Below are 22,744 nucleotides of genomic sequence, written 5' to 3'. Positions count from 1 at the left end.
ATCAGGCGGCGGTGGACCGCCCGCGCACCCGGCCCTCCACCAGCGCAACCGCGCGCGCGACGGCGGCGTCGATGGACAGCGCGCTGGTGTCGAGCGAGGCGGCGTCGGCGGCCTGGGTGAGCGGCGCGGTCGACCGGGCGCTGTCGCGCGCGTCGCGAGCGCGGATGTCGGCCAGGACCTGCTCGTAGGTTACTTCCCGGCCCCGCGCGGTCAGCTCGGCCAAGCGGCGACGGGCGCGGACAGCGGCGCTTGCCTTCACGAACAGCTTGGCGTCGGCGTCCGGCGCGATCACTGTGCCGATATCGCGCCCGTCGAGCACCGCGCCGCCCACCTGGTTCGCGAAGCGCTTCTGCCGCTGGAACAGGGCGGCGCGGACGAGCGGATGCGCCGAGACGATCGAGGCGAGCTGGCCGACATCATCGTCGCGCAGCGCCGGGTCGGCGAGCGTGAGCTCGTCCAGGTCGCAGGCGGCGACCGCGTCGGCCTCCTTGCGGGGATCGAGCTCGAGCCGGCGGACGGTGTAGCCGACCGCGCGGTAGAGCAGGCCCGTATCGAGGTGCGGCAAGTTGTAATGACGCGCGAGCGCGCGCGCCACCGTGCCCTTGCCGCTCGCGGCGGGACCGTCGACGGCGATGATCAAGCGGCGGACTCCTGGGTGGCGATGTCGGCGAGGGTGGCGAAGAAGGCGGGGTAGCTGGTCAGGGCGGGCGACGCGTCGTCGAGCGTAATGGCCGCGCGGGCATGGAGCGCGGCGACGGCCATGCTCATGGCGATCCGGTGGTCGAGGCGAGTGGCGACGGTGCCGCCGCCCGGGATCGGGTCGCCGCAGGAACCCTGGACGGTCAGGCCGTCGTCATGCTCCTCGACCGGGACGCCGTTCGCGCCGAGCGCGGCGGCCATGGCGGCGATGCGGTCCGACTCCTTGACGCGCAACTCGGCCGCGCCGCGCGCGACGGTGCGGCCGTGCGCAAAGGCTGCGGCGACGAAGAGGGCGGGGTACTCGTCGATCATCGAGGGCGCGAGTTCGAGCGGCACTTCGATCCCGCGAAGGGGCGCGTGGCGGACGCGGAGGTCGGCGACGGGTTCGCCGCCGACGGTGCGCGGGTTCGCTTCCTGGATGTCCGCGCCCATCAGGCGAAGCGCGGTCAGCAGGCCTGTGCGGGTCGGGTTCAGCCCCACGCCGCGCACGAGCAGGTCGGAGCCGGGCACGATGCCGGCTGCGACCAGCCAGAAGGCGGCCGCCGAGGGATCGCCGGGGACGACGATGTCCTGCGGTCGGAGTTCGGCCTCACCGGTCAGCGAGATCACGCGACCCTCCGGGGTATCCTCGACGGTTACGTGCGCGCCGAAGCCCGTCAGCATGCGCTCGCTGTGGTCGCGGGTGGGGACGGGCTCGGTCACGCGGGTAATGCCGGGCGTGTTCAGGCCCGCAAGGAGGATCGCGGACTTGACCTGCGCGGAGGCGACGGGAAGCGTGTAGGCGATCGGCACCGCGGGGCACAGGCCGCGCACCATCAGCGGCAGCGTGTCGCCCGGGCTGGCGAAGACATCCGCGCCCATCGTGCGCAGCGGATCCGCGACGCGGGCCATGGGGCGGCGGGACAGGCTGGCGTCGCCGGTGAAGGTGGCGGTGATCGGGTGGCTCGCGACCAGGCCCATGAGCAGGCGCGCGGAGGTGCCGCTGTTGCCCATGTCGAGCGCGCCCGCGGGCTGGAGCAGGCCGCCGACGCCGACGCCGTCGACGGTCCAGGTGCCCTCGCCGGTACGCTCGATGCCCACGCCCATCGCGCGGAGCGCGGCGGCGGTGGCGAGGACGTCCTCACCCTCCAGCAGGCCCGCGATGCGGCTGCGGCCCACCGCCAGCGCGGACAGGATCAGCGCGCGGTGGCTGATCGACTTGTCGCCGGGAACGGCGATCTCACCCCTGAGCGGACCGCTCGCGGCGATGCGTCGGGGGAGGGGGGTTCTGGGGACGGGGACATGCGGCATGGGGTGAGGCGGGGCGCTTTGACAGCCGGGTCGCCCCATGGCAAGGCGCGCGCCATCCACCCGAACCGATCCGAAAGGCACCCTGGCATGATCCAGCCGGAATGGGGCACCAAGCGCACGTGCCCGAAATGCGCGACGCGCTTCTACGACCTCGGCAAGAACGATCCCGTCACTTGCATCGAGTGCTCGAACACGTTCCAGCCCGAGACGATCCTGAAGTCCAAGCAGCCGATGGCGTACGAGATCGTCAAGGCCGATCCCGCCAAGGACGCGGCTCTGGCGGGCGGCGACGAGGATACGGAGGCCCTGGCGGCGGATGACGGCGAGCCGTCGGCCGACGACGAGGTCGATCTGGGCGGGGACGATGATCTGGGCGTCGAGACGAACAAGGAAGACGACGAGAGCTGAGCGGGGCGGGCGAGAGGCGGTGCGCACGCCGCCGCTTGCCAAGCCGGAGGAGCCTCGCTAGGGGCGCATCTCCCGGACCGGGTGTCTTAAATAGAACCGATCCGGTACGATATGGGGCCGTAGCTCAGCTGGGAGAGCGCTGCAATGGCATTGCAGAGGTCAGGGGTTCGATCCCCCTCGGCTCCACCATCCAGGCCCTGTGCGGCCTGATTCACAAGCTTTCACCGATGGCAATTCGTCTCTGGTCGGTTAGGCTGTGTGCGGGTCGGTCACGGGCGGAGGTGGTAGCGGTTCGTTGCTCGCCAGCACTTCGTGCTTCTCCTCGTCGAGATACAGGCGGCGCACCAGCACCAGCACGACGATCGTGAGCGGCGTCGCCAGCAGCACGCCCGCGACGCCGAACAGGATGCCCGCCGCGATGATGCCGAAGATCGTGATCGCGGGCGGCAAGTCGACCATCTTGTTCTGCAGCAGCGGCATAACGAGATTCCCCTGAAGCTGCTGGACGAGGAGCAGCACGCCGATCGTCCACAGGCCGGTGTCGGTGCCCTGACCGAACCCCAGGATGATGGCCGGGATGCCCGCCAGGATGATGCCGGCATAGGGCACGAACTCGGCTAGGCCGGCGACCAGGCCGATCGCCCAAGCCGCGGGCACGCCGACCAGCCACAGGCCCAGCCCGGTGCCGACACCCACGAACAGCATGCCGAGCGCCTGACCCTTTAACCAATTGCGCAGGGAGACGGCGATCGCGTCGAAGGTCTCGGCGGCGGGTCCTTGCGCGCCCTTGGGGAACAACCGGAGCAGGCCGACCGCGTAGAGCGTCGGCTGCGCCGCGAGATAGAGGCCGCCGACCAGCACGATCGCCAATCCCGACAATGCGCCGCCGATCGCAGCCAGCGCGGTCGTGGCCGCGTTCATGATCGTCTGACCGCTGGGAGCGAGGCCTTGCGCGCGCTCCAGGATCGTCGCGCCTATCACGGAGCCCTGCATCCGTGCCTGCAGACCGGCCCAGGCGGCGGGTAGGCGCGTCGCAAGCTCGGCGAACTCGCCCTGCATGGTCGCGCCGAAGAACGTCACCGCGCCGATGATGAGGGCAAGCAGCCCTATGACGGTCAGTCCGAGGGAGATGCCGAACGGCAGCTGCGTGCGCCTGCGGATCGCGTTGGTGATCGTCAGCAGGATCAGCGAGGCGAGCGCGCAAGCGAAGAGCAGCAGAAGCAGGTCCACTAGCAGCCAGAGCACGTAGGCCGCGGCGACCGTGGCGAGCACGACGGCGGTCGCGCGGAACACGCGCTGTTCCAGACCATCCTTGCGCGCGGATCGCGGACCGGCATCGGCGTCGAGCAGTTCGGCTTGCTGGACGAAATTAGGCATATTCACGTGACGCGCGTGGAACGACTTTGGTTCCGCATCAGCCGACCGCTTCGGCGATCGGAGCGCCCAGCCTGGCGTGGACGACGTCGGACCGGGCGAGGTCGAGCGGGCTATCGGCGATGTAGCTCGCGACGGGGACGGGCTTGCGCCCGGGCGGCCACAGGGTCGCCACATCATCAGGGCCAGGTGCGGCGGTCGCGCAGGCCGTGCCGGTCAGAAAGCTTCTTCTCGGCATGCCTTGCTCCGTTCGGTGTCGGTCGTCGCCCGGCACGTGCCCGGCCCTCACGATCGGGTCCAAATGCGCCTATATGCTCCGGCGACGGGACCGGAAGGTTGGGATTGAGCGACGAGGCGACGACCGGCGGACCGAACCGCATCTATCGTCACCGCGTGTCGACGCGTGTCTGGCACTGGGTCAACGCGGTCGTGCTCGTCGTCATGCTGATGAGCGGGCTGATGATCTTCAACGCGCACCCGAGGCTCTATTGGGGGCAATACGGGGCAAATACCGATGCCGCGTGGCTCCAGATCGGGCCGACAGCGACGGGCGGGCAGGTGGTGATCGGGTCGACGCGCATCCCCACCACGGGCGTGCTGGGACGGTGGACCGACCGGCAGGGCGTCGAGCGGACGCAGGCCTTTCCGTGGTGGGCGACGATCCCGTCGGGGTACAATCTGGCGGCGGCGCGGCGGTGGCACCTGTCGGTGGCGTGGCTCTTCGTGGTCGCGACGTTCGGCTATCTGCTGTGGAGCGCTTTCAACCGGCACATCCGCCGCGACCTGCTGCCGCACCGCGCTGAGCTGACGCCCCGACATCTATGGAAGGATGTGACCGACCATCTGCGGCTGCGTTTCCACCCGACCGACGGGACCGCGCATTACAACGTGCTCCAGAAGCTGACCTACGGGCTGGTGCTGTTCGTGCTGCTGCCCGTCGTTATCCTGACGGGGGTGAGCATGTCGCCGGGGCTGAACGCCGCCTGGCCGTGGATGCTCGATCTGTTCGGGGGGCGGCAGTCGGCTCGGTCGATCCACTTCCTGTGCACCGCCGGGCTGGCGGGGTTCATCGTCGTCCATCTCGTGCTGGTGGTGCTGGCGGGACCGGTGAACGAGATGCGGTCGATGATTACGGGCTGGTTCCATGTCCGCGCGGTCAAGGAGGATGCGGCATGATCACGCGGCGCGGGCTCGTCGGGTCGATCGGGCTGGGCGCGGGCGGGCTGCTGTTGTCCGGATGCGACCGGATCGCGGCGACGCCCGCCTTTCGCGGCTTCACCGAGGGCGCGGAGGGTCTGACGTCCGACTTCACGCGGTTGGTGTCGGATCGGGGAGCGCTCGCGAGGGAGTTCACGGCCGCCGATTTGTCGCCGGTGTTCCGAGCCAACGGTACGCGCGATCCGGCGGCGGCGGACTACCGCGTGCTCGCGGCCGGGAATTTCGCCGATTACCGGTTGCGGGTCGACGGGCTCGTTCGGAGGCCGTTGTCTGTGTCGCTGGACCGGCTCCGGTCGTTGCCTGCGCGCACCCAGATCACGCGCCATGACTGCGTCGAGGGGTGGAGCGCGATCGGGCGGTGGATGGGGACGCCGCTGCGCGGGCTGCTGAACGAGGCGGGGCTGTTAGCCGCGGCCAAGTTCATCGTGTTTCACTGCGCCGACGATTACGGGCCAGGCAAATATTACGAGAGCATCGACCTGGTCGACGCGTTCCACCCGCAGACGATCCTGGCCTGGGGGCTGAACGGGCGGACGCTGCCGATCGCCAACGGCGCGCCGATCCGGCTGAGGGTCGAGCGCCAGCTCGGCTACAAGCACGCCAAGTATGTCGTGCGCGTCGAAGCGGTGGCGAGCCTGGCCGGGATCGGCGCGGGCAAGGGCGGCTACTGGGAGGATTCGAACGACTACGCCTGGTACGCGGGTATCTAGGCGCTGTCCCTTATTAGGACGGGACAGTTTTAACCTTCTTTAACGCTGGTCGACCTCGTAAACCGTTTGTTAACGGGTCCGCCATGACCAGAAGATTAGTCCTGACCAGCGAGGGTGCCGGTCACCCTTTCCGCCGCAACCTGCCGCCGCCCGAGGTCAAGCGCGTGCCTGACCAGGACAATGATTGGAGGTTGTTCGTGCTGAGCTTTTCGGCCTTCTTCACCTGCTTCTACACATTCATCTCGTGATCGCACGCCCGGTGTAGTTTAGCCGCGATCCAGGCGGCGACCAGGCACATGCCCGCTACGAGCAGCAGCAACTGCTCGGCCGTGACGCCCGCCGCGGTCATGGCGGCGACCGCGAGCGACCCGACGGTCATCGCGCCCGAATTGACGACGTTGTTCGCCGCTACCGTGCGCGCGGTCTGGTCTTTGGGGACGGTCGTCGTCAGGAACGCGTAGAGCGGCACCACGAACATGCCGCCGAACACCGCCACCGCGAGCAGCGCCAGCAGCACGGGCGCGGCCTGGGGCTGGGCGACGAACTCGCCGATGCCGTATAGCCGCCCGCCCGCCGCAGGCGTCCACAGCCGCACCGCCGCCCAGAAGGCGAGCACCGCCCCGCCCATCGCGATCACCGAAGCCGGCGAATGACGCGCGGAAATCGTGCCCTTGAGCAGCAGGTTGATCACCACCGACCCGATCGCGACCCCGATCGAGAAGACCGCGAGCACCAGGCTGGCGACCCCGGCGTCGGCGGTGAGGACGTTCTTCACCAGCGGCGGAAAAGCGATAATGAGGACGGAGCCGATCGTCCAGAAGAACGAGATCGCGCAGATCGCCAGGAACAGCCGGCGGATGTGCACCGTCGCCGCGATCAACCGCCAGGACGCGCGCACCGGATTCCAGTCGATCACCAGCTTGGGGCCGAGCCGGGGGGCGGGCGGTATCGCGCGCGCGATCAGGTAACCGCCGACCGCGATCGCCAGCGTCAGTCCGGCGACGATGAAGGCCGATTGATAGACGAAGCCCGCGACGATCGTGCCGAGCAGGATCGACAGGTACGTCCCCGCCTCGACCAGCCCCGTGCCGCCAAGCACGTCGTCATCGTCCAGATGTTGCGGCAGGATCGCGTATTTGATCGGGCCGAAGAAGGTCGAATGGACGCCCAGGCCCGTCACCGCGACGAGCATCAGCACGAGCGGCGCCGTAACCGCGCCCGTGCTCGCGAGCACGAGCCCCGCGCAGCCGACGAGCATGATGCCGATCTCGGCCAGCTTCACGACGCGGATGATGCGCGCCTTGTCGTTCGAGTCGGCGAGCTGCCCCGCCAGCGCCGACAGAAGGAAGAACGGGAGCACGAACAGCCCGGCGGCCAGCGCGTTGAAGAACCCCTCCTGCCGCTCGTCCGCGAAGATGCGGTAGGTCGCGAACAGCACCATCGACGTCTTGAACAGATTATCGTTGAACGCCCCCATGAACTGCGTGGCGAACAGGGGCAGGAACCGGCGTCGCTTGAATAGCCCAAGGGCGTTGATCATGGGTTGACGGCCGGCCTTGGTGTGTCGGGAACGATGGCGACATAGCCCAGCGCTCGCGCCGCGCCAACGCCAAAGCCGTCTTTGAAACCCCTGGCGGGCTATCGCGCGGGCGGGCCCGGCGCTACGGTCGCGCGCGATGTGGACGCTGCCCAACCTGCTGACCCTGTCGCGGATCGTCGCGCTGCCGCTGCTGGTCGCGCTGTTGTGGAACCCGCGGTGGGAGCTGGGGTACGGGATCGCGTTCGTGCTCTACTGCGCTATGGGGATCACCGACTATTTCGACGGGTACCTGGCGCGCGCGCAAGGGGCGGTGTCGCGGTTGGGCGTGTTCCTGGATCCGATCGCGGACAAGATCATGGTCGCCGCCGTCATCCTGATGCTGGTGGCGACGCAGGTGATCGCGGGCATCCATGTGATCGCGGCGCTCGTGATCCTGCTGCGCGAGATCGCGGTATCGGGCCTGCGCGAGTTCCTGGCGCAGGTGCAGGTATCGGTGCCCGTGTCGCAGCTCGCCAAGTGGAAGACGACGCTGCAACTGATCGCGCTGGGTGCGATGATCTTGGCCGGCGCTTTGCCGGGCGAGGGCTGGATCGCTGCCGTCGGCCTGGCGAGCCTGTGGGGAGCCGCGGTGCTGACGCTGATGACGGGGTGGGATTACCTGCGCGTCGGCCTGAAGCACATGGACTGACGACGGGGTGCGGGTGCTGTATTTCGCCTGGGTCCGCGAGCTGGTGGGGGTGGACGAGGAACGCGTGTCGCCGCCCGCCGAGGTCGCGACGGTGGCCGCGCTCGTGACGTGGCTGGCCGGGCGCAGCGAGGGCCATGCGCGGGCTTTCGCGGAGCCAGCACGGTTGCGCGCCGCGGTGGATCAGGCGTTCGTGCCGCTGGACGCGCCGCTCGGGGACGCGAACGAAGTCGCGCTGTTTCCGCCGGTGACGGGCGGGTGATCCACATCCGGGTCTCGCCCGACCCGATCGACGTCGCCGCCGAGTTCGGGCGCATCGAGCCGGCGGGGATCGGCGCGATCGCCAGCTTTTCTGGGCTGGTGCGCGCCGACGACGGCGTCGAGTTGCTGGAGCTGGAGCACTATCCCGGCGTGACCGAGACGATGCTCGCCGGGTTGGCGGAGCAAGCGCGGGGGCGGTGGTCGCTGGCGGCGGTGAGCGTCGTCCACCGGGTGGGACCGATGCGGCCGGGCGAGCGGATCGTGTTCGTCGGAACGGCGGCGGCGCACCGGGCGGCGGCGCTGGAGGCTTGCGCGTTCCTGATCGACCGGCTCAAGACCGACGCGCCGTTCTGGAAGCGCGAGACGCGGGGGCCTGAGCACCGCTGGGTCGAAGCGAGCGACGACGACGGAGCCGCCGCCGCGCGCTGGACCGGTTAGGGAAGCGTCGGGACGAGCACGCCGTTGACGACGTGGACGACGCCGTTCGACTGGCGCACGTCGGCGGTTTCGACATAGCTCTTGTTACCGCCCTGGTCGGTCAGGGTGACGTTGCCGTTCTCGACGCGCGCGGTCAGCGGCGCGCCTGCCACGGTCGAAAGCGTGGCGGTGCCGCCGCCCGCGCTGATCTGCTGCTGCAGCTGCGCGGCCGAGACGTTGCCGGACACGACGTGGTACGTCAGGACCTTGGTCAGCGACGCCTTGTTCTCGGGCTTGAGCAACGTGTCTACCGTGCCGGGAGCAAGGCGGCTGAAGGCGTCGTTGGTCGGCGCGAAGACGGTGAACGGGCCGGGACCCGACAGCATTTCGACCAGGCCTGCCGCCTTCACCGCCGCGACGAGCGTGGACAGGTTGGGGGCCGCGGAGGCGTTCTGGACGATGGTGCGGCTGGCGATCATGGGCGCGCCGCCGACGGTCGGGTTGGCGCCCGCGCTCGCCGCTGCGCTGCTGCCGGAGGCCGTCGCGGGATCGCTCGTCGCCGCGGGTCCGGCTGTGTCGGCGTTCATCGGCGCGCAGGCGGCAAGGCCGAGCGACCCGACGAGCGCGAGTAGGGGAAGGCGGGGATGGGACATGAGTCTCTCCTGAGTGACGGGACGCGTTCGGCCCCCGTGCGATAAACTCCGCACGCCCCGAGATACGTCTCCGGCCCGAAATGGTTGCGCGCGGTTAACTCAGACTCCGTCGGCGAACATTTCGGCGAGCAGGTGGAAGTCGCGCTCGCGCGGCGATCCGCGTCGCCAGGCGAGCGCGACCGTGCGCGCCGCGTGCGGGACGTCGAGCGGGCGCGTCGCCACGGTCGTGCCGTCGAGGATGCCCGCGGTCAGCGCCATTTCGGGGAGCATGGTCACGCCGAGCCCGCCGTCGACCATCCGCACCATCGTGTGGAGCGACGTGCCGACCATCCGTGCCTGCGCGCGCATTTCCGGCCGGTCGCACGCGGCCAGCGTATGCTCGGTCAGGCAATGCCCGTCCTCCAGCATCAGCAGCCGCGTCTCGTCGATATCGCCCGGCTTCAGCATCGGCGGGGCGTCGTCGTCGTCACCCGGATAAGCGACGAAAAGCCGGTCTTCGAACAGGGGAAACGCGGTCACGTCGCCGCAGGCGTAGGGGAGGGCGAGGAGCACGCAGTCGGCGCGTCCCGCCTGGAGCGCCTCGCAGGCCGGACCGCTCGGCTCCTCGCGCAGGTACAGACGTAGCTCGGGATAATCGCGGCGCAGGCGCGGGAGCATGCGGGGCAGGATGAAGGGCGCGATGGTCGGAATCACGCTCATGCGCAGATCGCCCGCTAACGGCCCGCCCGATGCGCGCGCGAGGTCGCCGAGCTCGTCGGCTTCACGCAGGACGCGGCGGGCCTTGTCCGCTATCGCCTCGCCCAGGGGGGTGAAGCGGACCACGCGGCGCGTGCGCTCGACCAGGGTCACGCCCAGCAGCGTCTCCAGCTCGCGCAAGCCCGCCGACAGCGTCGATTGCGTGACGAAGCTCGCCGCCGCCGCGCGTCCGAAATGGCCGTGATCGCGGAGCGCCACGAGGTAGTGAAGCTGCTTGAGCGTCGGCGTGTAGGTGGCAGTCACAACACCGCGCGGACGAAGCCGTATCCGCTCGTCGCGATCAGCACGACGCCCACCAGGATCAACAGCGCCTTCGTCGACACGCGCCTGGCGATCACCGCGCCGAGCGGGGCGGCGGCGACCCCGCCGACGATGAGCCCGACCGTGGCGAGCGCGAACGCCTCGAACCCCAAATGGTAGATGAAGGTCGCCGACACGGTAATGGTCAGGAAGAACTCCACCGCGCTGACGGTGCCGATCACGCGGCGCGGCTCGACGCCCTGGACGAGGAGGTTTGAGGTGACGACCGGTCCCCAGCCGCCCCCGCCGACCGCGTCCAGGAACCCGCCGACCAGCGCGAGCGGCTCGACGACCTTGGGCTTGGCGGGCTTGGGCGGGAACAGGATGCCGCGCACGAGCAGATAGACGCCGATCAGAACGAGATAGCCTAAAATGTATGGCTTCACCGTGTCGCCGTCGAGATTGATAAGCACGTATGCGCCCGTCACGCCGCCGACCATGCCGGGCAGCAGCAGGCGCAGGAACAGCGCGCGATCGATGTTCCCGGCCAGCGCATGGCTGATACCGGAAGCGGCCGTCGTGAAAACCTCGACGAGATGGATGTTCGCCGAGGAGCGAGCCGGCGCGATCCCCAGCACCGCGACGAGCAGCACGTTGCACACCACCCCGAACGCCATGCCGAGCGCGCCGTCGATGATCTGCGCGGCGAAGCCGATCGCGACGAACGGCACGATGGCGGACCAGTCGATGGTGGCGAGGTCGGGCATCCGCGTCCTTTCGCCTCCGCCCCTAGCGCCGCGCGCCATTCCCACAAGCGAGGTGGAGTTTAGGCGGGTAAAGCGGCGAGCCGGGCGCATGCTGGAAATCGCGTCAGTCCTGGCCTATTTGTGCGGATAAGGGAGCGTTCATGTTCAGACGCCTTGCCAGCTATCTCGATTCGATCCGGGCGCGCGATCCGGCCCCGCATAGTCGCGCGGAGGTGCTGACCTATCCCGGCGTGTGGGCACTCGGTTGGCACCGCGTCGCGCACCGGCTGTACCGGCGGCGGCTGTTCTTCCTGGCGCGGTGCGTCAACCACTGGTCGCGCGCGACCACGGCGATCGACATCCATCCCGGCGCGAAGATCGGACGGCATTTCTTCATCGACCACGGCTTCGTGGTCATCGGCGAGACGGCGGAGATCGGCGACAACGTCACGGTCTATCAGTGCGTGACGCTGGGCGGGACCAGCCCGGACAACGGCGTTGCCGGCAAGCGTCATCCGACCCTGTCCGACGGCGTGATCGTCGGGTCGGGCGCGCAGGTGCTCGGACCCATCATCGTCGGTCCGCGCGCGCGGGTCGGCGCGAACGCGGTGGTCACGCGCGACGTTCCCGAGGGCGCGGTGATGGTCGGCATTCCGGCGCGCCCCACGATGGTCGACGGAGGGGCCGCGTCGCCGCGCAAGTTCGTGCCCTACGGCACGCCGTGCGCCGAGATGTTCGACCCGCAGACGCAGAAGATCGAGCTGCTGCGCTGCGAGCTTGAGCAGCTGCGCAAGCAGTTGGACGCGCTCAGCGGCGAGGGCGAGCGGGGCGTCGGGAGAGATCGGGCCTAGTGGGCGTCGTCACACCGTTTCCGCTGCCGCGCGGGCCTGTCACGCAGATCGGGTTCGACCGAGCCGAGCTGACGCGCATCCTGGACGTGTATGGCCGCATGGTCGCGGCGGGCATGTGGCGCGACTATGCCATCGAACTCGGTCGCGACGCCGCGGTGTTCGCCGCCTTCCGTCGTGCGGCCGAGCGTCCGGAATACCGGATCGAGAAACGCCCCGACCTGCGCGGCAAGCAGGGCATGTGGGCGCTGGTCGGCGAGGCGGGCGCGGTGCTCAAGCGCGGTCACGAACTGGCGAGCATACTGGCACCGCTGGAACGGCGGCTGTTGAAGCTCGTCGACTAAGCGGTCGCGGGACTCGTGGTCGGAGGCAGGCGGCGTCCGAGATCGCCGAGCGTGCCGACGACCTTCGCGCGCATCGGATGCCAGAAAGCGGACAGCGTCAGCAGTGCGGAGCCGATGACGAAGGCGGTCAGCGCCCAGCTCAGTTCCACCGCGCCGGCCGTGCGGAACAGCGCGATCATCGCGTATAGGACGTAGCCGAGGCCCGAAACGAGCAGCGCCCGCCGATCGACCGCCAACGCCACGAACGCGAAGAACAGGTACAGCGCGACCACCACCAGCGCGGTCGCGACGGTCACCTCCCGGTCGAACACGCCCAACAACTTGAAGATCGGATGCGCGATCATCGGCGCGGCGGCGAGGTGGAGCCAGAACGCCACGTCGGCGCGTCGCGTCCGGCGCTCGCGGTCGGACAGGTCCCAGCGCATCGCCACCGCGAACACGCCGAGCCCGGCGACGAGCAGCAACGGCCAGACCGCATCGACCGCGTCCGGCACCGCCGCCACCAACAGCCCGGCGAGCACGCCGACCGCCGCGACCATGCCGGCGGCCACGGTGATCGGCACGGCGAACCGGCGCCAATGCGCCCAGGCCGCGCCCGCCGCGGTCAGCGCCACGCCCGCCACCGCGAGCGCGCCCTGACGCTCGGACAGGTCGGGTTCGATCGCCTCGATCAACCCGGCGAGCGCCGCGCCGACGCCGCCGACGAAGGCGAGCAGCAGCAGGATGCTCGGCAACGCCATGCGGCGGCGCGCGGTAAAATACTCGGCAAGCGCCCACGACGCCCCGGCAACGGCTGCCCCGCCCAGCCACCGCGCGGCATCGATGCTGGTGCCGATCTGGAGCAGCGCGGCCAGGAGCAGGACGATGGCGATCGACACGAAGATGTCGTTGAAGCCGGAAAGGAGGCGGAAGCTTTCCTCGTCGACCGCGGGCGCGGCGCGGGAAGCGGCGATGTGGTCGCGCAACCCGCGCGCGCCCTCGGGCGACAGCGCCCCGGCGGCGACCGCTCCGTCTATGTCGGACTCGCTATACATGCCTGCTCCCCTGTCGTCGAAGCCGGCCTACTCCCGGTGTGTCGCTTGATCAATACACCTTGATCGCCGGCGGCGTCACCCCTGGAGCTTCCGCCCGATCGACATCGCCTGCTCTCCGCCGGATTTGGGCACGATCTCGCCCGTGCGATCGGTGATCTCGGCCCAGCGTGCCGCGACGCCCTCGGGCGACAACTCGTCGCCTTGCAGCAGGACGCCCTGGGTCAGCGTGACATGGGACGCCTGGAAGACGCCCGCGCCGGCACCGACGATCACGCCGGACGGCGCGTCCTCCGACACCAGGTACAGTGCGGCGGGGGCCACCTTCTCGGGTGCGAACGCCTCGAACGCGGCGTCGGGGAACAGGTCGGCGGTCATGCGGGTGCCCGCGGTCGGGGCGATCGTGTTGACGCGGATGTCGTTTCTCGCGCCTTCGATGCCCAGCGTCTTGGCGAGACCGGCGAGCCCCATCTTGGCCGCGCCGTAATTCGCCTGGCCGAAATTGCCGAACAATCCGGTCGACGACGCGGTCATCAGCACGCGGCCATAGTTCTGGTCGCGCATCACGTCCCAGCACGCCTTGGTGGCGTAGGCGGAGCCGAGCAGATGGACGCGGACCACGAACTCGAAATCCGCGGGCTCCATCTTGGCGAAGCTCTTGTCGCGAAGCACACCCGCATTGTTGATGAGGATATGGACGCCGCCCCAGCGTTCCCGGGCGGCGGTGACCATGGCGACCATCTGGTCGTACTCGGCGACGTTGCCGCCGTTTGCCATGGCTTCGCCGCTCGCTGCCTCGATCTCCTCGACCACCCGCAACGCAGCGTCGGACTGGCCGGTGCCGTCGCGCGTGCCGCCCAGATCGTTGACGACGACCTTCGCGCCGCGCCGGGCGAGTTCGAGCGCATAGGCGCGGCCGAGGCCGCCGCCCGCGCCGGTGACGATGGCGACGCGGCCTTCAAAGCGGATGGACATGGAAAAGGGCGCTCCTTCGAAAAGAAGCGCCCTCTCTAGTTCCCGGTCCGTTCAGCGCAACCGGCTCGCTCCGTCGGACGTCGGCGGACCCGACGCCGGCCGGGCGATCCGTCGCGCTACGCGACGCCTCGCCTCAGCGACGGCGGCGCGAGCGGCTGCGGCTGCCGCGCGACGAGGCGGCCTGGATGCAATCGTCGAACTGGCCCGCGCGGCAGACCGGCGGGTTCGGGTTGGCCGCCTCGGGCGCTGCGACCGGCTGCGCGGCGATGCCCGCACCGCCCATCATGCCGCCCGTGCCCGGAGCCGCCATCATCGGCGAGCCCCCGGCGGCGCCCATCGGCGGCTGCATCGCTCCCTGCATCGGCTGACCCTGCGCGGCGGGGTCAGTCGGAGCGGGCTGCATCGGTTGGCCCTGCGCGGCGGGATCGGTCGGGGCCGTCTGCATCGTCTGGTCCGCGGCTGGCGGGGTCGCCGTGCCGTCGGTCGGGGCCGGGGTGGTCGAGCCGGTCTGGCCCTCCATCGTCTGGCCGGACGCGGTCGTGGGCGACTCGGTCGAGGTCTGCGGCGTGCCGGACATCGTGCCGGTGCCGCCGTCCGTCGTGCCGCCGGTCGTCTGGGCGAGGGCGGGAGCGGCGATCAACGCGGCCGCGGCGAGAAGAAGGTGCTTCATCGGGATACTCCTGATTTCGAGCGCAACGTCGCGTTCGCGCAGGATGGTGAACGCACTAGTTACCGGTTGTGTCCTCGTTTCGCCCCCGCACCGGTCGCGCGCGCCTCAGTTCCCCGCATCCAGCGCATAACCCGCCGACCGGACGGTGCGGATCACGTCCGCGCACTCGCCGATGTTGATCGCCTTGCGCAGCCGCCGGATATGAACGTCGACGGTGCGCGACTCGATATCGCTGTCATGCCCCCACACCGCATCGAGCAGCCGTTCGCGCGAGAACACCCAGCCGGGATGTTCAAGGAAATGCTTGAGCAGCCGGAACTCGGTCGGGCCGAGCGGCACGACCTGGCCCGCGCGGCGGACCTTGTGGCCGACCGTGTCCATCTCGATGTCGGCGTAGGTCAGCGCCTCGCCCGCGAGCGCGGGACGGACGCGGCGCAGCACCGCCCCGACGCGCGCCACCAGCTCGCGCGGGGAGAAGGGCTTGGTCACGTAATCGTCCGCACCCGTCTCCAGCCCGCGCACCCGGTCCTCCTCCTCGCCGCGCGCGGTGAGCATAATGATGGGGACGTTCTGCGTTTCGGGCGTGCGGCGCAGGCGGCGGCATACCTCGATCCCGGACAGGCCCTCGACCATCCAGTCGAGCAGCACGATGTCGGGCGTCGATTCGCGTGCGAGCAGCAGCGCCTCTTCGCCGTCGGGGGTGCGGCGGACCTCGAAATCCTCGCGGGTGAAGTGGAAATGGAGCAGCTCGGACAGGGCGGCGTCGTCTTCGACGAGGAGCATCTTGGCGCGGGGCATTTCTCAAGCCTTTCCGTTGCTCGGGAGGATATCGGTCATAGATGCGGATCTTGGGGCCGGTTCAGGCGATCGGCGATCTGCGTGCCGGTGGCGGCGAAATAGACCATCTCGGCGACGTTGCCGGCATGGTCGCCGATGCGTTCCAGGTTCTTGGCGACGAACAGCAGGTGTGCGACCTGGCTGATCGTGCGTGGGTTCTCGACCATGAAGGTGACGAGCGTGCGGAAGATCGAGTCGTAGAAATCGTCTAGCGCGTTGTCGCTCTCGCATACCCGCACCGCGGCCTGGGGGTCGCGGGCGGCGAACGCGTCGAGCACGTCGTGGACCATCTCGCTGGCCATGCGGCCCATGGCGGGGAGGATCGAGATCGGCTCGATCCGGCCGACTCCACCATGTTCGCCCTCGATCATCGGCACGCGTTTGGCGATATTCTTGGCGTAATCGCCGATCCGCTCGACGACGCTGGCGATCTTGAGCGCGGCGACCACCTCACGCAGGTCGTTGGCGAGCGGGGCGCGCAGCGCGATGATGCGGACCGCGAGCCGCTCGACCTCCGCCGTGATCGCGTCGATCGCCTTGTCGTCGGCCCTGACCTGGGCCGCAAGCGCCAGGTCGCCGCGTTGGAGCGCCAGCATCGCGCGCGCGATCGCGTCCTCGGCCAACCCGCCCATCTGCGAGATCAGGCCGCGCAGCTCACCGATCTCCGCGTCGAAGGCCTTGACGGTATGTTCGTTCATGGGGGCGCTCACCCGTACCGGCCGGTGATGTAGTCGCGCGTGCGGTCCTCGCGCGGATTGGTGAAGATCTCGGTGGTGGAGCCGTATTCGACGAGTCGGCCGAGATGGAAGAAGGCGCAGGCCTGCGAGACGCGCGCGGCCTGCTGCATATTGTGGGTGACGATCGCGATCGCATATTGCCCCTTCAGCGCGTGGATCAGCTCCTCGATCTTGGCGGTGGCGATCGGGTCGAGCGCGCTGCATGGCTCGTCCATCAGGATCACCTCCGGATCGACGGCGATCGCGCGGGCGATGCACAGCCGCTGCTGCTGGCCGCCCGACAACGCGGTGCCGCTCTCGGTCAGCCGGTCCTTGACCTCGTCCCACAGCCCGGCGCGCTTGAGCGAGGTCTGGACGATGCCGTCCAGGTCCGTCCGCGAGGGGGCGAGGCCGTGGATGCGCGGACCGTAGGCGACGTTCTCGTAGATCGATTTGGGGAACGGGTTGGGCTTCTGGAACACCATGCCGACGCGCGCGCGCAGCTGCACCACGTCCATGCGCGGCGAGTAGATGTCCTCGCCATCCAGGCGGATGTCGCCTTCGACGCGCGCGCTGGCGACCGTGTCGTTCATGCGGTTCAGCGTGCGCAGGAAGGTCGATTTGCCGCAGCCTGACGGGCCGATCAGCGCGGTGACGCGGTCCTGGTCGATGTCGATCGACACGTCGTCGATCGCCTTCACCGCGCCGTACCAGACGTTGACGCCGGTCGCGGTGATCTTCGGAGGATAGTTGCTCACCAGCGGGTCTCGAAACGGTTGCGGAGGTGGATGGCGAGCGCGTTGATGGCGAGCAGCACGACGAGCAGCACGCCGATCGCCGCCGACGTCTTCTCGACGAAGCCGCGCCCGACCTCGTCCGACCACAGGAAGATCTGTACGGGCAGCACCGTCGCGGGCTCCGTCACGCCGCCGGGCGGCGCGGCGATGAAGGCGCGCATACCGATCAGCAGCAGCGGCGCGGTCTCGCCCAGCGCGCGCGCCAGCCCCAGGATCGTGCCCGTCAGCACGCCGGGCATCGCGAGCGGCAGGACATGGTGGAACACGACCTGCACCGGCGACGCGCCGACGCTGAGCCCGGCGTCGCGGATCGACGGCGGCACCGCCTTGATCGCGTTGCGCGCGGCGATGACGATCACCGGCATCGTCATGAGCGCGAGCGTCAGCCCGCCCACGAGCGGCGCGGAGCGCGGCAGGCCGAACGTGCCCAGGAACACCGCCAGCCCGAGCAGCCCGAAGATGATCGACGGCACGGCCGCGAGATTGTTGATCGACACCTCGATCAGGTCGGTGAACCGGTTCCGCGGCGCATACTCCTCCAGATACAGCGCCGCGAGCAGCCCGACCGGAAAAGCGAGCGCGAGCGTGACCGCGATGGTCAGCAGCGATCCCTTGAGCGCGCCCCAGATCCCGGCGCGCGTCGGGTCGGTCGAATCGGACGCGAACAGGAAATCGCGATCGACCCCGGTCGACAGCAGATCGTCCGACCGGAGCGAGGCCACGACCGCTTCGGCCGCGACCGTGCCGGTCCCCTTGGCGGCGATATCGAGCGCGCTCGCGACGGGGAGGTCGAGCACGACGCGGCGCGCCAGCATCGACGGATCGTCCTTGACCGCCTCGCGCACGCGCACCCAAGCGCCGTCGGACAGGATGCGCGCGCCCAGATCGGGGCCGAACGCGCCGATCGCGGCGTCGTCGACCAAGCCCTCCAGCCCCGCGCCCGCGAGCGCCAGGTCCGCACCCCGGCCTTTCAGCCGCGCGGGTGTGAGCCCGAGCGGACGAGCGGCGAAGTCGATCGGCATGGCGACCCGCGTCTCCAGGAACCCGCTCGCCCCCTGCAGGAGCATCGATCCGAGCAGGAAGACCAGGAACCCGGCCGAAAGCAGCACCGCCCCGAGCCCGAGCAGCCGAAACCGGCGCTCGGCGCGGTACCGACGGCGGACGCGCCCTCGCATGGCGGCGTGCGACCAGTCGGTCGGACGCCGATCGAGCGGACGGGTGTCGATGGCGACCGCGCTATTCATACGCTTCCCGGTACCGGCGCACGACCGACAGCGCGATCATGTTGAGAAGGAAGGTGATCGCGAACAGCGTCAGCCCGAGCGCGAAGGCGGCGAGCGTCTTGGGGCTGTCGAACTCCGCCTCGCCGGTCAGCAGGTCGACGATCTGGCGCGTGACGGTGGTGGTGCTTTCGAACGGGTTGAGCGTCAGCGTGGCGACCCCGCTCGCGGCCATGACGACGATCATCGTCTCGCCGATCGCGCGGCTGACGCCCAGCAGCACGCCGCCGATCACGCCGGGCAAAGCGGCGGGCAGCAGCACGCGGCGGATCGTTTCGGACGGGGTGGCGCCCATCGCCAGGCTGCCGTCGCGCATCGCATACGGGACGGCGGCGAGCGCGTCGTCGGCGAGCGACGAGATAAACGGGATGATCATGATCCCCATGACCGATCCAGCGACCAGCGCCGACTCCGACGATGCGTTCTCGACGCCGATCCCGACCGCGAAGTCGCGTACGGCGGGCGCGACGGTCAGCGCGGCGAAATAGCCGTAGACTACCGTGGGCACGCCCGCGAGCATCTCGAGCAGCGGCTTGACCCAGCTCCGCACGCGCGGGGTGGCGTATTGCGTCAGATAGACCGCGCTGAGCAGGCCGAAGGGAAGCGCCACGGCCATCGCGATCACCGCGCCGATGAAGAACGTGCCCCAGAATAGCGGCACCGCGCCCAGCGACGCGCCCGGATCGCGTGGGTTGATGACCTGCGGGCTCCAATGCGTGCCGAACAGGAAGTCGGTGACCGGCACCAGCGCGAAGAAGCGCCCCGCCTCCCAGACAAGCGAGATGACGATGCCCATCGTCGTCAGGATCGCGACCAGCGACGCCGCGAGCAGCGCGGCCATCACGACCCGTTCCGTCCGGGTACGCGCGGGAAAGTCCGGCCGTACGCGGGTGAAGGCGTAGCCGCCGCCGCCGAACGCCAGCAGCAGCGCCAGCGCGGTCGCGATCCAATCGTAGCGGCTTTGCGCGGCGGCGTAGGCGGGCGCGAGCGCGCGGGCGAGCGGCTGGAACGCGCCGTATGCGTCGCCCACGGCGAGCCCACGCGCTTCGGACAGGATGGACGCGCGGTCGAAGCCGGGCGGGGGCAGCTGCGCGGCTCCGGGCGTAGCCAGCACCGCGTCGGTGACGAGCCCGGGCGACACGGCGGACCAGACGCCCAGGAACAGCAGCGGCGGCAGCAGGCACCAAAGCGCGACATGCGCGGCATGGTGGCCGGGCAGCGAGCCGAACCGTCGATCGCCGCGCCGGAACGCCGCTGCCCGTGCGTGCGCCGACAGCCAGCCGACCAGCGCCAGCCCGGCCAGAAGTAGAAACAGCGCGCCCGTCGTCACCGCTGGCCGCTCCTCATCGAAGCGTCGCCGGGTCGAGCGGGCGCTCGGTCGCGATCGCCGCGGCCGCGTCGGCGCGGACGGGCGCGGGTGCCGCGATCAGCCCGCGCCGCGCGAGCGGACCGCCGGGCGCCCAGCCCGCCGCGTACAACCGCAGAAAACGACGCAGCCCCGGTACCGCGGCCAGGTGGTTGCGCTTGACGTACAGGTACAGGGGCCGCGATCCCGGATAGCTGCCGTCGGCGATCGCGGCGTAGGTGGGAAGCACCCCGCCGACGGGCACGCCCTTCACCGACGCCGCGTTCTCCTCGAGATAGCTATATCCGAACACCCCGATCGCGGTCGGGTTGGCGGCCAGCTTTTGTACGATCAGATTGTCGTTCTCGCCGGCGTCGACATAGGCCCCGTCCTCGCGGACCCGGGCGCAGCGGGCGCGATATGCGTCCGGGTCGCTGCGGGCCAGCGCTCGCGCGTCCGGGTCGGCGGCCTCGCAGCCGGGGATCATGATCAGGTCGACCAGCGCGTCGCGCGTTCCGCTCGTCGCGGGCGGGCCGTAGATGCTGATGGGGACGGCGGGCAGGCCCGCATCGATGTCGCTCCACCGCTGCGCGGCATTGGGCCGACCGCCGGGCGTCGCGGCGAGCGCGCGATAGATTTGGGCGGGGGTGAGCGCGAGGCGCGGACCGTTCAGCGCCTCGGCGAAGGCGACGCCGTCGATGCCGACCTGGATTTCGATTACCGGGCCGACCCCGCGCGCGGCGCAGCGGCGGTACTCGCCCGCGGTCAGCCGGCGCGACGCATTGACGATGTCGGGATGCCCTGCGCCCAGGCCCGCGCAGAACAGCCGTACACCCGCGCCGGTGCCGGTCGCCTCGATCACCGGGGCGGCGGCGGCCGGATCGCTCGCGACGAACTGTTCGGCGATCAGCGTCGTGAACGGATAGACGGTGGACGATCCCACCGCCCTGATCTCGTGACGCTCGCCCGCGCCTCCGCCACGCGCCTGATCATGGCACGCGGCGAGCGGCAGGCATGCGAGGAGGAGGGTGACGAAGACGCGCAAACTTCGGTTTTCCGGGTAGCGAGCGTCCGTACGGCGTCCGCAGTCCAGCCGAACTAGCAGCGTAGCTTCACGCTTATGTGACGATCTTCCTACAGATTTGTGACGACGTCGTCCATTGTCGGCAACAGTACCGTCACGGTGGTGCCAACCCCGGCCTTGCTCGCGATGTCCAGACGACCGCGATGCCGCTCGACGATGTGCTTGACGATCGCGAGGCCCAGGCCGGTGCCGCCCAGGGTCCGGCTCCGCCCGGCGTCGATGCGATAGAAGCGCTCGGTCAGGCGTGGGATATGCTCGGCGGCGATGCCTTCGCCTTCATCGGCGACCGCCAGCCGCACCATCCCGCCGTCCCGCCGGAGCGCGATCTTCACCGGCGTCCCGGGCCGCCCATACTTCACCGCGTTGCCGATCAGATTGTGCAGCATCTGCGACAGTCGCGCGCGGTCGCCGCAAACATATGGAACGTCCGGATCGAGATCGAGCGCGACCGCATGGCCGCGGTCGTCGCCCATGTCGAAGATTTCGGCGCGCACCTCCGCCACCAGCGTCGCGATGTCGACCGCGCTGCTCGGCAGTTCGTGCTTTTCCGCCTCGATCCGGGACAGCGAGATCAGGTCCTCGACCAGACGCTGCATCCGCCGCGCCTCGTCGAACATAACCTTCAGGAAGCGCGCGCGGACATCCGGGTCCGCGCCCGCCTCGTCGCCCAGCGTCTCGATGAAGCCCAGGATCGACGCGAGCGGAGTGCGCAGTTCGTGGGAGGCGTTGGCGACGAAGTCGATCCGCATCCGCTCGGCCGCGTAGGCGCCGGTGCGGTCGATCAGCTGGACGATGCGGAACGATCCCGCTTCGCCCACGCGCATCTCCCACCGCCGGTCGATCGAGCCGAGCCCGACCAGCTCGATCGGGCGCTCCACCGGCACGGCGCCCACCGTACCGAGTCGCGCGGCGGCCGCGGGATGCCGGATGGCGACGCGCACGTCCTCGCCGACGATGTGCCGCCCGAGCTCGGCGACCGCGGCGCGGTTGGCGAACAGCACGCGGCCTTGCTCGACGAGGAGCACCGGCTGCACCACCGCGTCGAGCAGTTGGCCGAGCAGCTCGGGAAGTCGCTCCGGCTCGGGCTCGGCCGCGGACGGCGACTCCGCGTGCTCGAGCCCGCCGAGTAGCACCGCCGCCACCCCACCCACGCCCGCGATCAGCGCGGCCTGCAGGCTATCGCCCACGACGCCTGTGACGATCGCGGTGACCAGGGCGAGGACGAGCGCCCACAGCAGACGGGAATCGGGGCGCGACGGCATCGCGGCAGGCCCTATCGCAGAAGGGCGCGCGGGGCGACCGGCGGCCGTGCCGAATCGGTACCGCGGGCCCGCTTGCGGCTGTTTCACGCTTGTGAAAGGGCTTGGGAGTAGGGGAGCAGGATGACCGACCGATCCGACGAGGGGCAGGACGACGCAGGCGCGGTCCCCACGCGGCGGCGCGTGCTGGTCCTGGGCGCGGTCGGCGCGTCGGCGGTGGTTTCGATCCGACCCGCGCTCGCGCAAACGGCCGGATCGGTCCTGAACTGCGACATCCCCGTCCCCGATCCCAGCCGCGCGGGCGGCCATATCGCCGGCGACGGCAAGGTCGTGCAGTCGGGCACGGCCGGGGCTTTCCCGCCCGCCTCGCGCCCGTTCAAGGGAGAAGAGGTCCGCCGCGCGATGAACGGCGGCACGCTGCCGGGAACGGATTACGAGCGCAGCCGGGCGTACATGAACTACATCCGGCGGCTGCAACACGGGACGAGCGGGTTCACCTGCTTCGCGTCCCTGCAATCTCCCAGATAGGGCTTGTGTTTGGGATGTCGGGGAGGGGAACGG

28 protein-coding genes and 1 tRNA gene are annotated in these 22,744 nt (G+C 69.9%); 11 read left to right on the top strand and 18 right to left on the bottom strand.

All coding sequences use genetic code 11. From position 1 onward, the window contains the following. Window position 1 precedes the first annotated feature (1 nt). Both ACFE7F_RS04495 and aroA read right to left on the bottom strand, forming a co-directional pair. Window positions 2-640 (bottom strand): (d)CMP kinase, encoded by a 639-nt coding sequence (locus ACFE7F_RS04495; protein ID WP_375402639.1) that lies wholly within the window; start codon window positions 638-640, stop codon window positions 2-4. Then, window positions 637-1,989 carry a 3-phosphoshikimate 1-carboxyvinyltransferase gene (gene aroA, locus ACFE7F_RS04490; protein ID WP_375402638.1) on the bottom strand — a complete coding sequence of 451 codons (1,353 nt, stop codon included), beginning with the start codon at window positions 1,987-1,989 and terminating at the stop codon, window positions 637-639. The genes ACFE7F_RS04495 and aroA overlap by 4 nt, the downstream gene beginning before the upstream one ends. Window positions 1,990-2,076: 87 nt before the next feature. Here aroA and ACFE7F_RS04485 point away from each other — a divergent pair, with 87 nt between their 5' ends. Both ACFE7F_RS04485 and ACFE7F_RS04480 read left to right on the top strand, forming a co-directional pair. After that, window positions 2,077-2,397 carry a TIGR02300 family protein gene (locus ACFE7F_RS04485; protein WP_375402637.1) on the top strand — a complete coding sequence of 107 codons (321 nt, stop codon included), beginning with the start codon at window positions 2,077-2,079 and terminating at the stop codon, window positions 2,395-2,397. Window positions 2,398-2,510: 113 nt separating this feature from the next. After that, window positions 2,511-2,586, top strand: a tRNA-Ala gene (locus tag ACFE7F_RS04480). 60 nt (window positions 2,587-2,646) lie between these two features. Here ACFE7F_RS04480 and ACFE7F_RS04475 read toward each other — a convergent pair. Next, window positions 2,647-3,774 (bottom strand): AI-2E family transporter, encoded by a 1,128-nt coding sequence (locus tag ACFE7F_RS04475; protein ID WP_375402673.1) that lies wholly within the window; start codon window positions 3,772-3,774, stop codon window positions 2,647-2,649. Between the two features lie 37 nt (window positions 3,775-3,811). Next, window positions 3,812-4,009 (bottom strand): hypothetical protein, encoded by a 198-nt coding sequence (locus tag ACFE7F_RS04470; protein ID WP_375402636.1) that lies wholly within the window; start codon window positions 4,007-4,009, stop codon window positions 3,812-3,814. A gap of 104 nt (window positions 4,010-4,113) precedes the next feature. Here ACFE7F_RS04470 and ACFE7F_RS04465 point away from each other — a divergent pair, with 104 nt between their 5' ends. The 3 genes from ACFE7F_RS04465 (at window position 4,114) to ACFE7F_RS04455 (ending at window position 5,947) form a co-directional block, all read left to right on the top strand. Further along, on the top strand, window positions 4,114-4,947 hold the full coding sequence (locus ACFE7F_RS04465) for a cytochrome b/b6 domain-containing protein (protein ID WP_375402635.1): 834 nt from the start codon (window positions 4,114-4,116) through the stop codon (window positions 4,945-4,947). Further along, complete coding sequence (locus ACFE7F_RS04460; protein ID WP_375402634.1) at window positions 4,944-5,699, top strand: molybdopterin-dependent oxidoreductase; 756 nt, start codon at window positions 4,944-4,946, stop codon at window positions 5,697-5,699. The genes ACFE7F_RS04465 and ACFE7F_RS04460 overlap by 4 nt, the downstream gene beginning before the upstream one ends. Window positions 5,700-5,782: 83 nt before the next feature. Continuing rightward, entirely contained in the window at window positions 5,783-5,947 is a 165-nt protein-coding gene (locus ACFE7F_RS04455; RefSeq protein WP_375402633.1) for a hypothetical protein, read from the top strand. On the opposite strand, the gene ACFE7F_RS04450 is transcribed toward ACFE7F_RS04455, so the two are convergent. Then, window positions 5,929-7,239 (bottom strand): MFS transporter, encoded by a 1,311-nt coding sequence (locus ACFE7F_RS04450; RefSeq protein ID WP_375402632.1) that lies wholly within the window; start codon window positions 7,237-7,239, stop codon window positions 5,929-5,931. The genes ACFE7F_RS04455 and ACFE7F_RS04450 overlap by 19 nt on opposite strands. 136 nt (window positions 7,240-7,375) lie before the next feature. Here ACFE7F_RS04450 and pgsA point away from each other — a divergent pair, with 136 nt between their 5' ends. From pgsA to ACFE7F_RS04435, 3 genes are read left to right on the top strand one after another with little or no spacing between them, the layout of a single operon-like run. Then, window positions 7,376-7,927, top strand: a complete 552-nt coding sequence (gene pgsA, locus ACFE7F_RS04445; RefSeq protein ID WP_375402631.1) for a CDP-diacylglycerol--glycerol-3-phosphate 3-phosphatidyltransferase — start codon at window positions 7,376-7,378, stop codon at window positions 7,925-7,927. A gap of 7 nt (window positions 7,928-7,934) precedes the next feature. Beyond that, window positions 7,935-8,186, top strand: a complete 252-nt coding sequence (moaD, locus tag ACFE7F_RS04440; RefSeq protein WP_375402630.1) for a molybdopterin converting factor subunit 1 — start codon at window positions 7,935-7,937, stop codon at window positions 8,184-8,186. Continuing rightward, window positions 8,183-8,623 (top strand): molybdenum cofactor biosynthesis protein MoaE, encoded by a 441-nt coding sequence (locus ACFE7F_RS04435; RefSeq protein ID WP_375402629.1) that lies wholly within the window; start codon window positions 8,183-8,185, stop codon window positions 8,621-8,623. The genes moaD and ACFE7F_RS04435 overlap by 4 nt, the downstream gene beginning before the upstream one ends. Here ACFE7F_RS04435 and ACFE7F_RS04430 read toward each other — a convergent pair. From ACFE7F_RS04430 to ACFE7F_RS04420, 3 genes are all read right to left on the bottom strand, one after another. After that, the gene (locus ACFE7F_RS04430; RefSeq protein ID WP_375402628.1) at window positions 8,620-9,255 is read right to left on the bottom strand and encodes a fasciclin domain-containing protein; all 636 of its coding nucleotides are present in this window, start codon (window positions 9,253-9,255) and stop codon (window positions 8,620-8,622) included. The genes ACFE7F_RS04435 and ACFE7F_RS04430 overlap by 4 nt on opposite strands. Before the next feature lie 99 nt (window positions 9,256-9,354). Further along, window positions 9,355-10,254 (bottom strand): hydrogen peroxide-inducible genes activator, encoded by a 900-nt coding sequence (locus tag ACFE7F_RS04425; RefSeq protein WP_375402627.1) that lies wholly within the window; start codon window positions 10,252-10,254, stop codon window positions 9,355-9,357. Then, window positions 10,251-11,018: a sulfite exporter TauE/SafE family protein gene (locus ACFE7F_RS04420; RefSeq protein ID WP_375402626.1), complete on the bottom strand. Its 768-nt coding sequence runs from the start codon at window positions 11,016-11,018 to the stop codon at window positions 10,251-10,253. The genes ACFE7F_RS04425 and ACFE7F_RS04420 overlap by 4 nt, the downstream gene beginning before the upstream one ends. A gap of 140 nt (window positions 11,019-11,158) precedes the next feature. Between ACFE7F_RS04420 and epsC the strand changes: the two genes are divergently transcribed. Both epsC and ACFE7F_RS04410 read left to right on the top strand, forming a co-directional pair. Further along, window positions 11,159-11,848, top strand: a complete 690-nt coding sequence (gene epsC, locus ACFE7F_RS04415; protein ID WP_375402625.1) for a serine O-acetyltransferase EpsC — start codon at window positions 11,159-11,161, stop codon at window positions 11,846-11,848. Continuing rightward, the gene (locus ACFE7F_RS04410) at window positions 11,848-12,189 is read left to right on the top strand and encodes a DUF2794 domain-containing protein (protein WP_375402624.1); all 342 of its coding nucleotides are present in this window, start codon (window positions 11,848-11,850) and stop codon (window positions 12,187-12,189) included. Before epsC ends, ACFE7F_RS04410 begins: the two co-directional genes overlap by 1 nt. On the opposite strand, the gene ACFE7F_RS04405 is transcribed toward ACFE7F_RS04410, so the two are convergent. The 10 genes from ACFE7F_RS04405 to ACFE7F_RS04360 form a co-directional block, all read right to left on the bottom strand. Continuing rightward, on the bottom strand, window positions 12,186-13,223 hold the full coding sequence (locus tag ACFE7F_RS04405; protein WP_375402623.1) for a hypothetical protein: 1,038 nt from the start codon (window positions 13,221-13,223) through the stop codon (window positions 12,186-12,188). The genes ACFE7F_RS04410 and ACFE7F_RS04405 overlap by 4 nt on opposite strands. Before the next feature lie 75 nt (window positions 13,224-13,298). Further along, the gene (locus ACFE7F_RS04400) at window positions 13,299-14,195 is read right to left on the bottom strand and encodes an SDR family NAD(P)-dependent oxidoreductase (protein ID WP_375402622.1); all 897 of its coding nucleotides are present in this window, start codon (window positions 14,193-14,195) and stop codon (window positions 13,299-13,301) included. A gap of 133 nt (window positions 14,196-14,328) precedes the next feature. Next, window positions 14,329-14,865, bottom strand: a complete 537-nt coding sequence (locus ACFE7F_RS04395; RefSeq protein ID WP_375402621.1) for a hypothetical protein — start codon at window positions 14,863-14,865, stop codon at window positions 14,329-14,331. A 105-nt stretch (window positions 14,866-14,970) separates the two neighbouring features. Beyond that, window positions 14,971-15,663, bottom strand: a complete 693-nt coding sequence (gene phoB, locus ACFE7F_RS04390) for a phosphate regulon transcriptional regulator PhoB (RefSeq protein ID WP_375402620.1) — start codon at window positions 15,661-15,663, stop codon at window positions 14,971-14,973. 35 nt (window positions 15,664-15,698) lie between these two features. Beyond that, the gene (phoU, locus tag ACFE7F_RS04385) at window positions 15,699-16,400 is read right to left on the bottom strand and encodes a phosphate signaling complex protein PhoU (protein ID WP_375402619.1); all 702 of its coding nucleotides are present in this window, start codon (window positions 16,398-16,400) and stop codon (window positions 15,699-15,701) included. Window positions 16,401-16,408: 8 nt separating this feature from the next. Beyond that, entirely contained in the window at window positions 16,409-17,176 is a 768-nt protein-coding gene (gene pstB, locus ACFE7F_RS04380) for a phosphate ABC transporter ATP-binding protein PstB (protein WP_375402618.1), read from the bottom strand. Continuing rightward, window positions 17,173-18,459 (bottom strand): phosphate ABC transporter permease PstA, encoded by a 1,287-nt coding sequence (gene pstA, locus ACFE7F_RS04375; RefSeq protein WP_375402617.1) that lies wholly within the window; start codon window positions 18,457-18,459, stop codon window positions 17,173-17,175. Before pstA ends, pstB begins: the two co-directional genes overlap by 4 nt. Continuing rightward, complete coding sequence (gene pstC / locus ACFE7F_RS04370) at window positions 18,452-19,825, bottom strand: phosphate ABC transporter permease subunit PstC (protein ID WP_375402616.1); 1,374 nt, start codon at window positions 19,823-19,825, stop codon at window positions 18,452-18,454. Before pstC ends, pstA begins: the two co-directional genes overlap by 8 nt. A 13-nt stretch (window positions 19,826-19,838) precedes the next feature. Further along, window positions 19,839-20,885 (bottom strand): substrate-binding domain-containing protein, encoded by a 1,047-nt coding sequence (locus ACFE7F_RS04365; RefSeq protein WP_375402615.1) that lies wholly within the window; start codon window positions 20,883-20,885, stop codon window positions 19,839-19,841. Between the two features lie 89 nt (window positions 20,886-20,974). Beyond that, window positions 20,975-22,186, bottom strand: a complete 1,212-nt coding sequence (locus tag ACFE7F_RS04360) for an ATP-binding protein (protein WP_375402614.1) — start codon at window positions 22,184-22,186, stop codon at window positions 20,975-20,977. 120 nt (window positions 22,187-22,306) lie between these two features. On the opposite strand from ACFE7F_RS04360, the gene ACFE7F_RS04355 reads away from it, so the two are divergent. After that, complete coding sequence (locus tag ACFE7F_RS04355) at window positions 22,307-22,711, top strand: hypothetical protein (protein ID WP_375402613.1); 405 nt, start codon at window positions 22,307-22,309, stop codon at window positions 22,709-22,711. Window positions 22,712-22,744: the final 33 nt, after the last annotated feature.

This window comes from uncultured Sphingomonas sp. (assembly GCF_964235535.1).
Taxonomy (GTDB): domain Bacteria; phylum Pseudomonadota; class Alphaproteobacteria; order Sphingomonadales; family Sphingomonadaceae; genus Sphingomonas.
The sequence above is the reverse complement of the archived record's forward strand: the minus strand, read 5'-3'. Positions and strand labels throughout refer to the sequence as shown.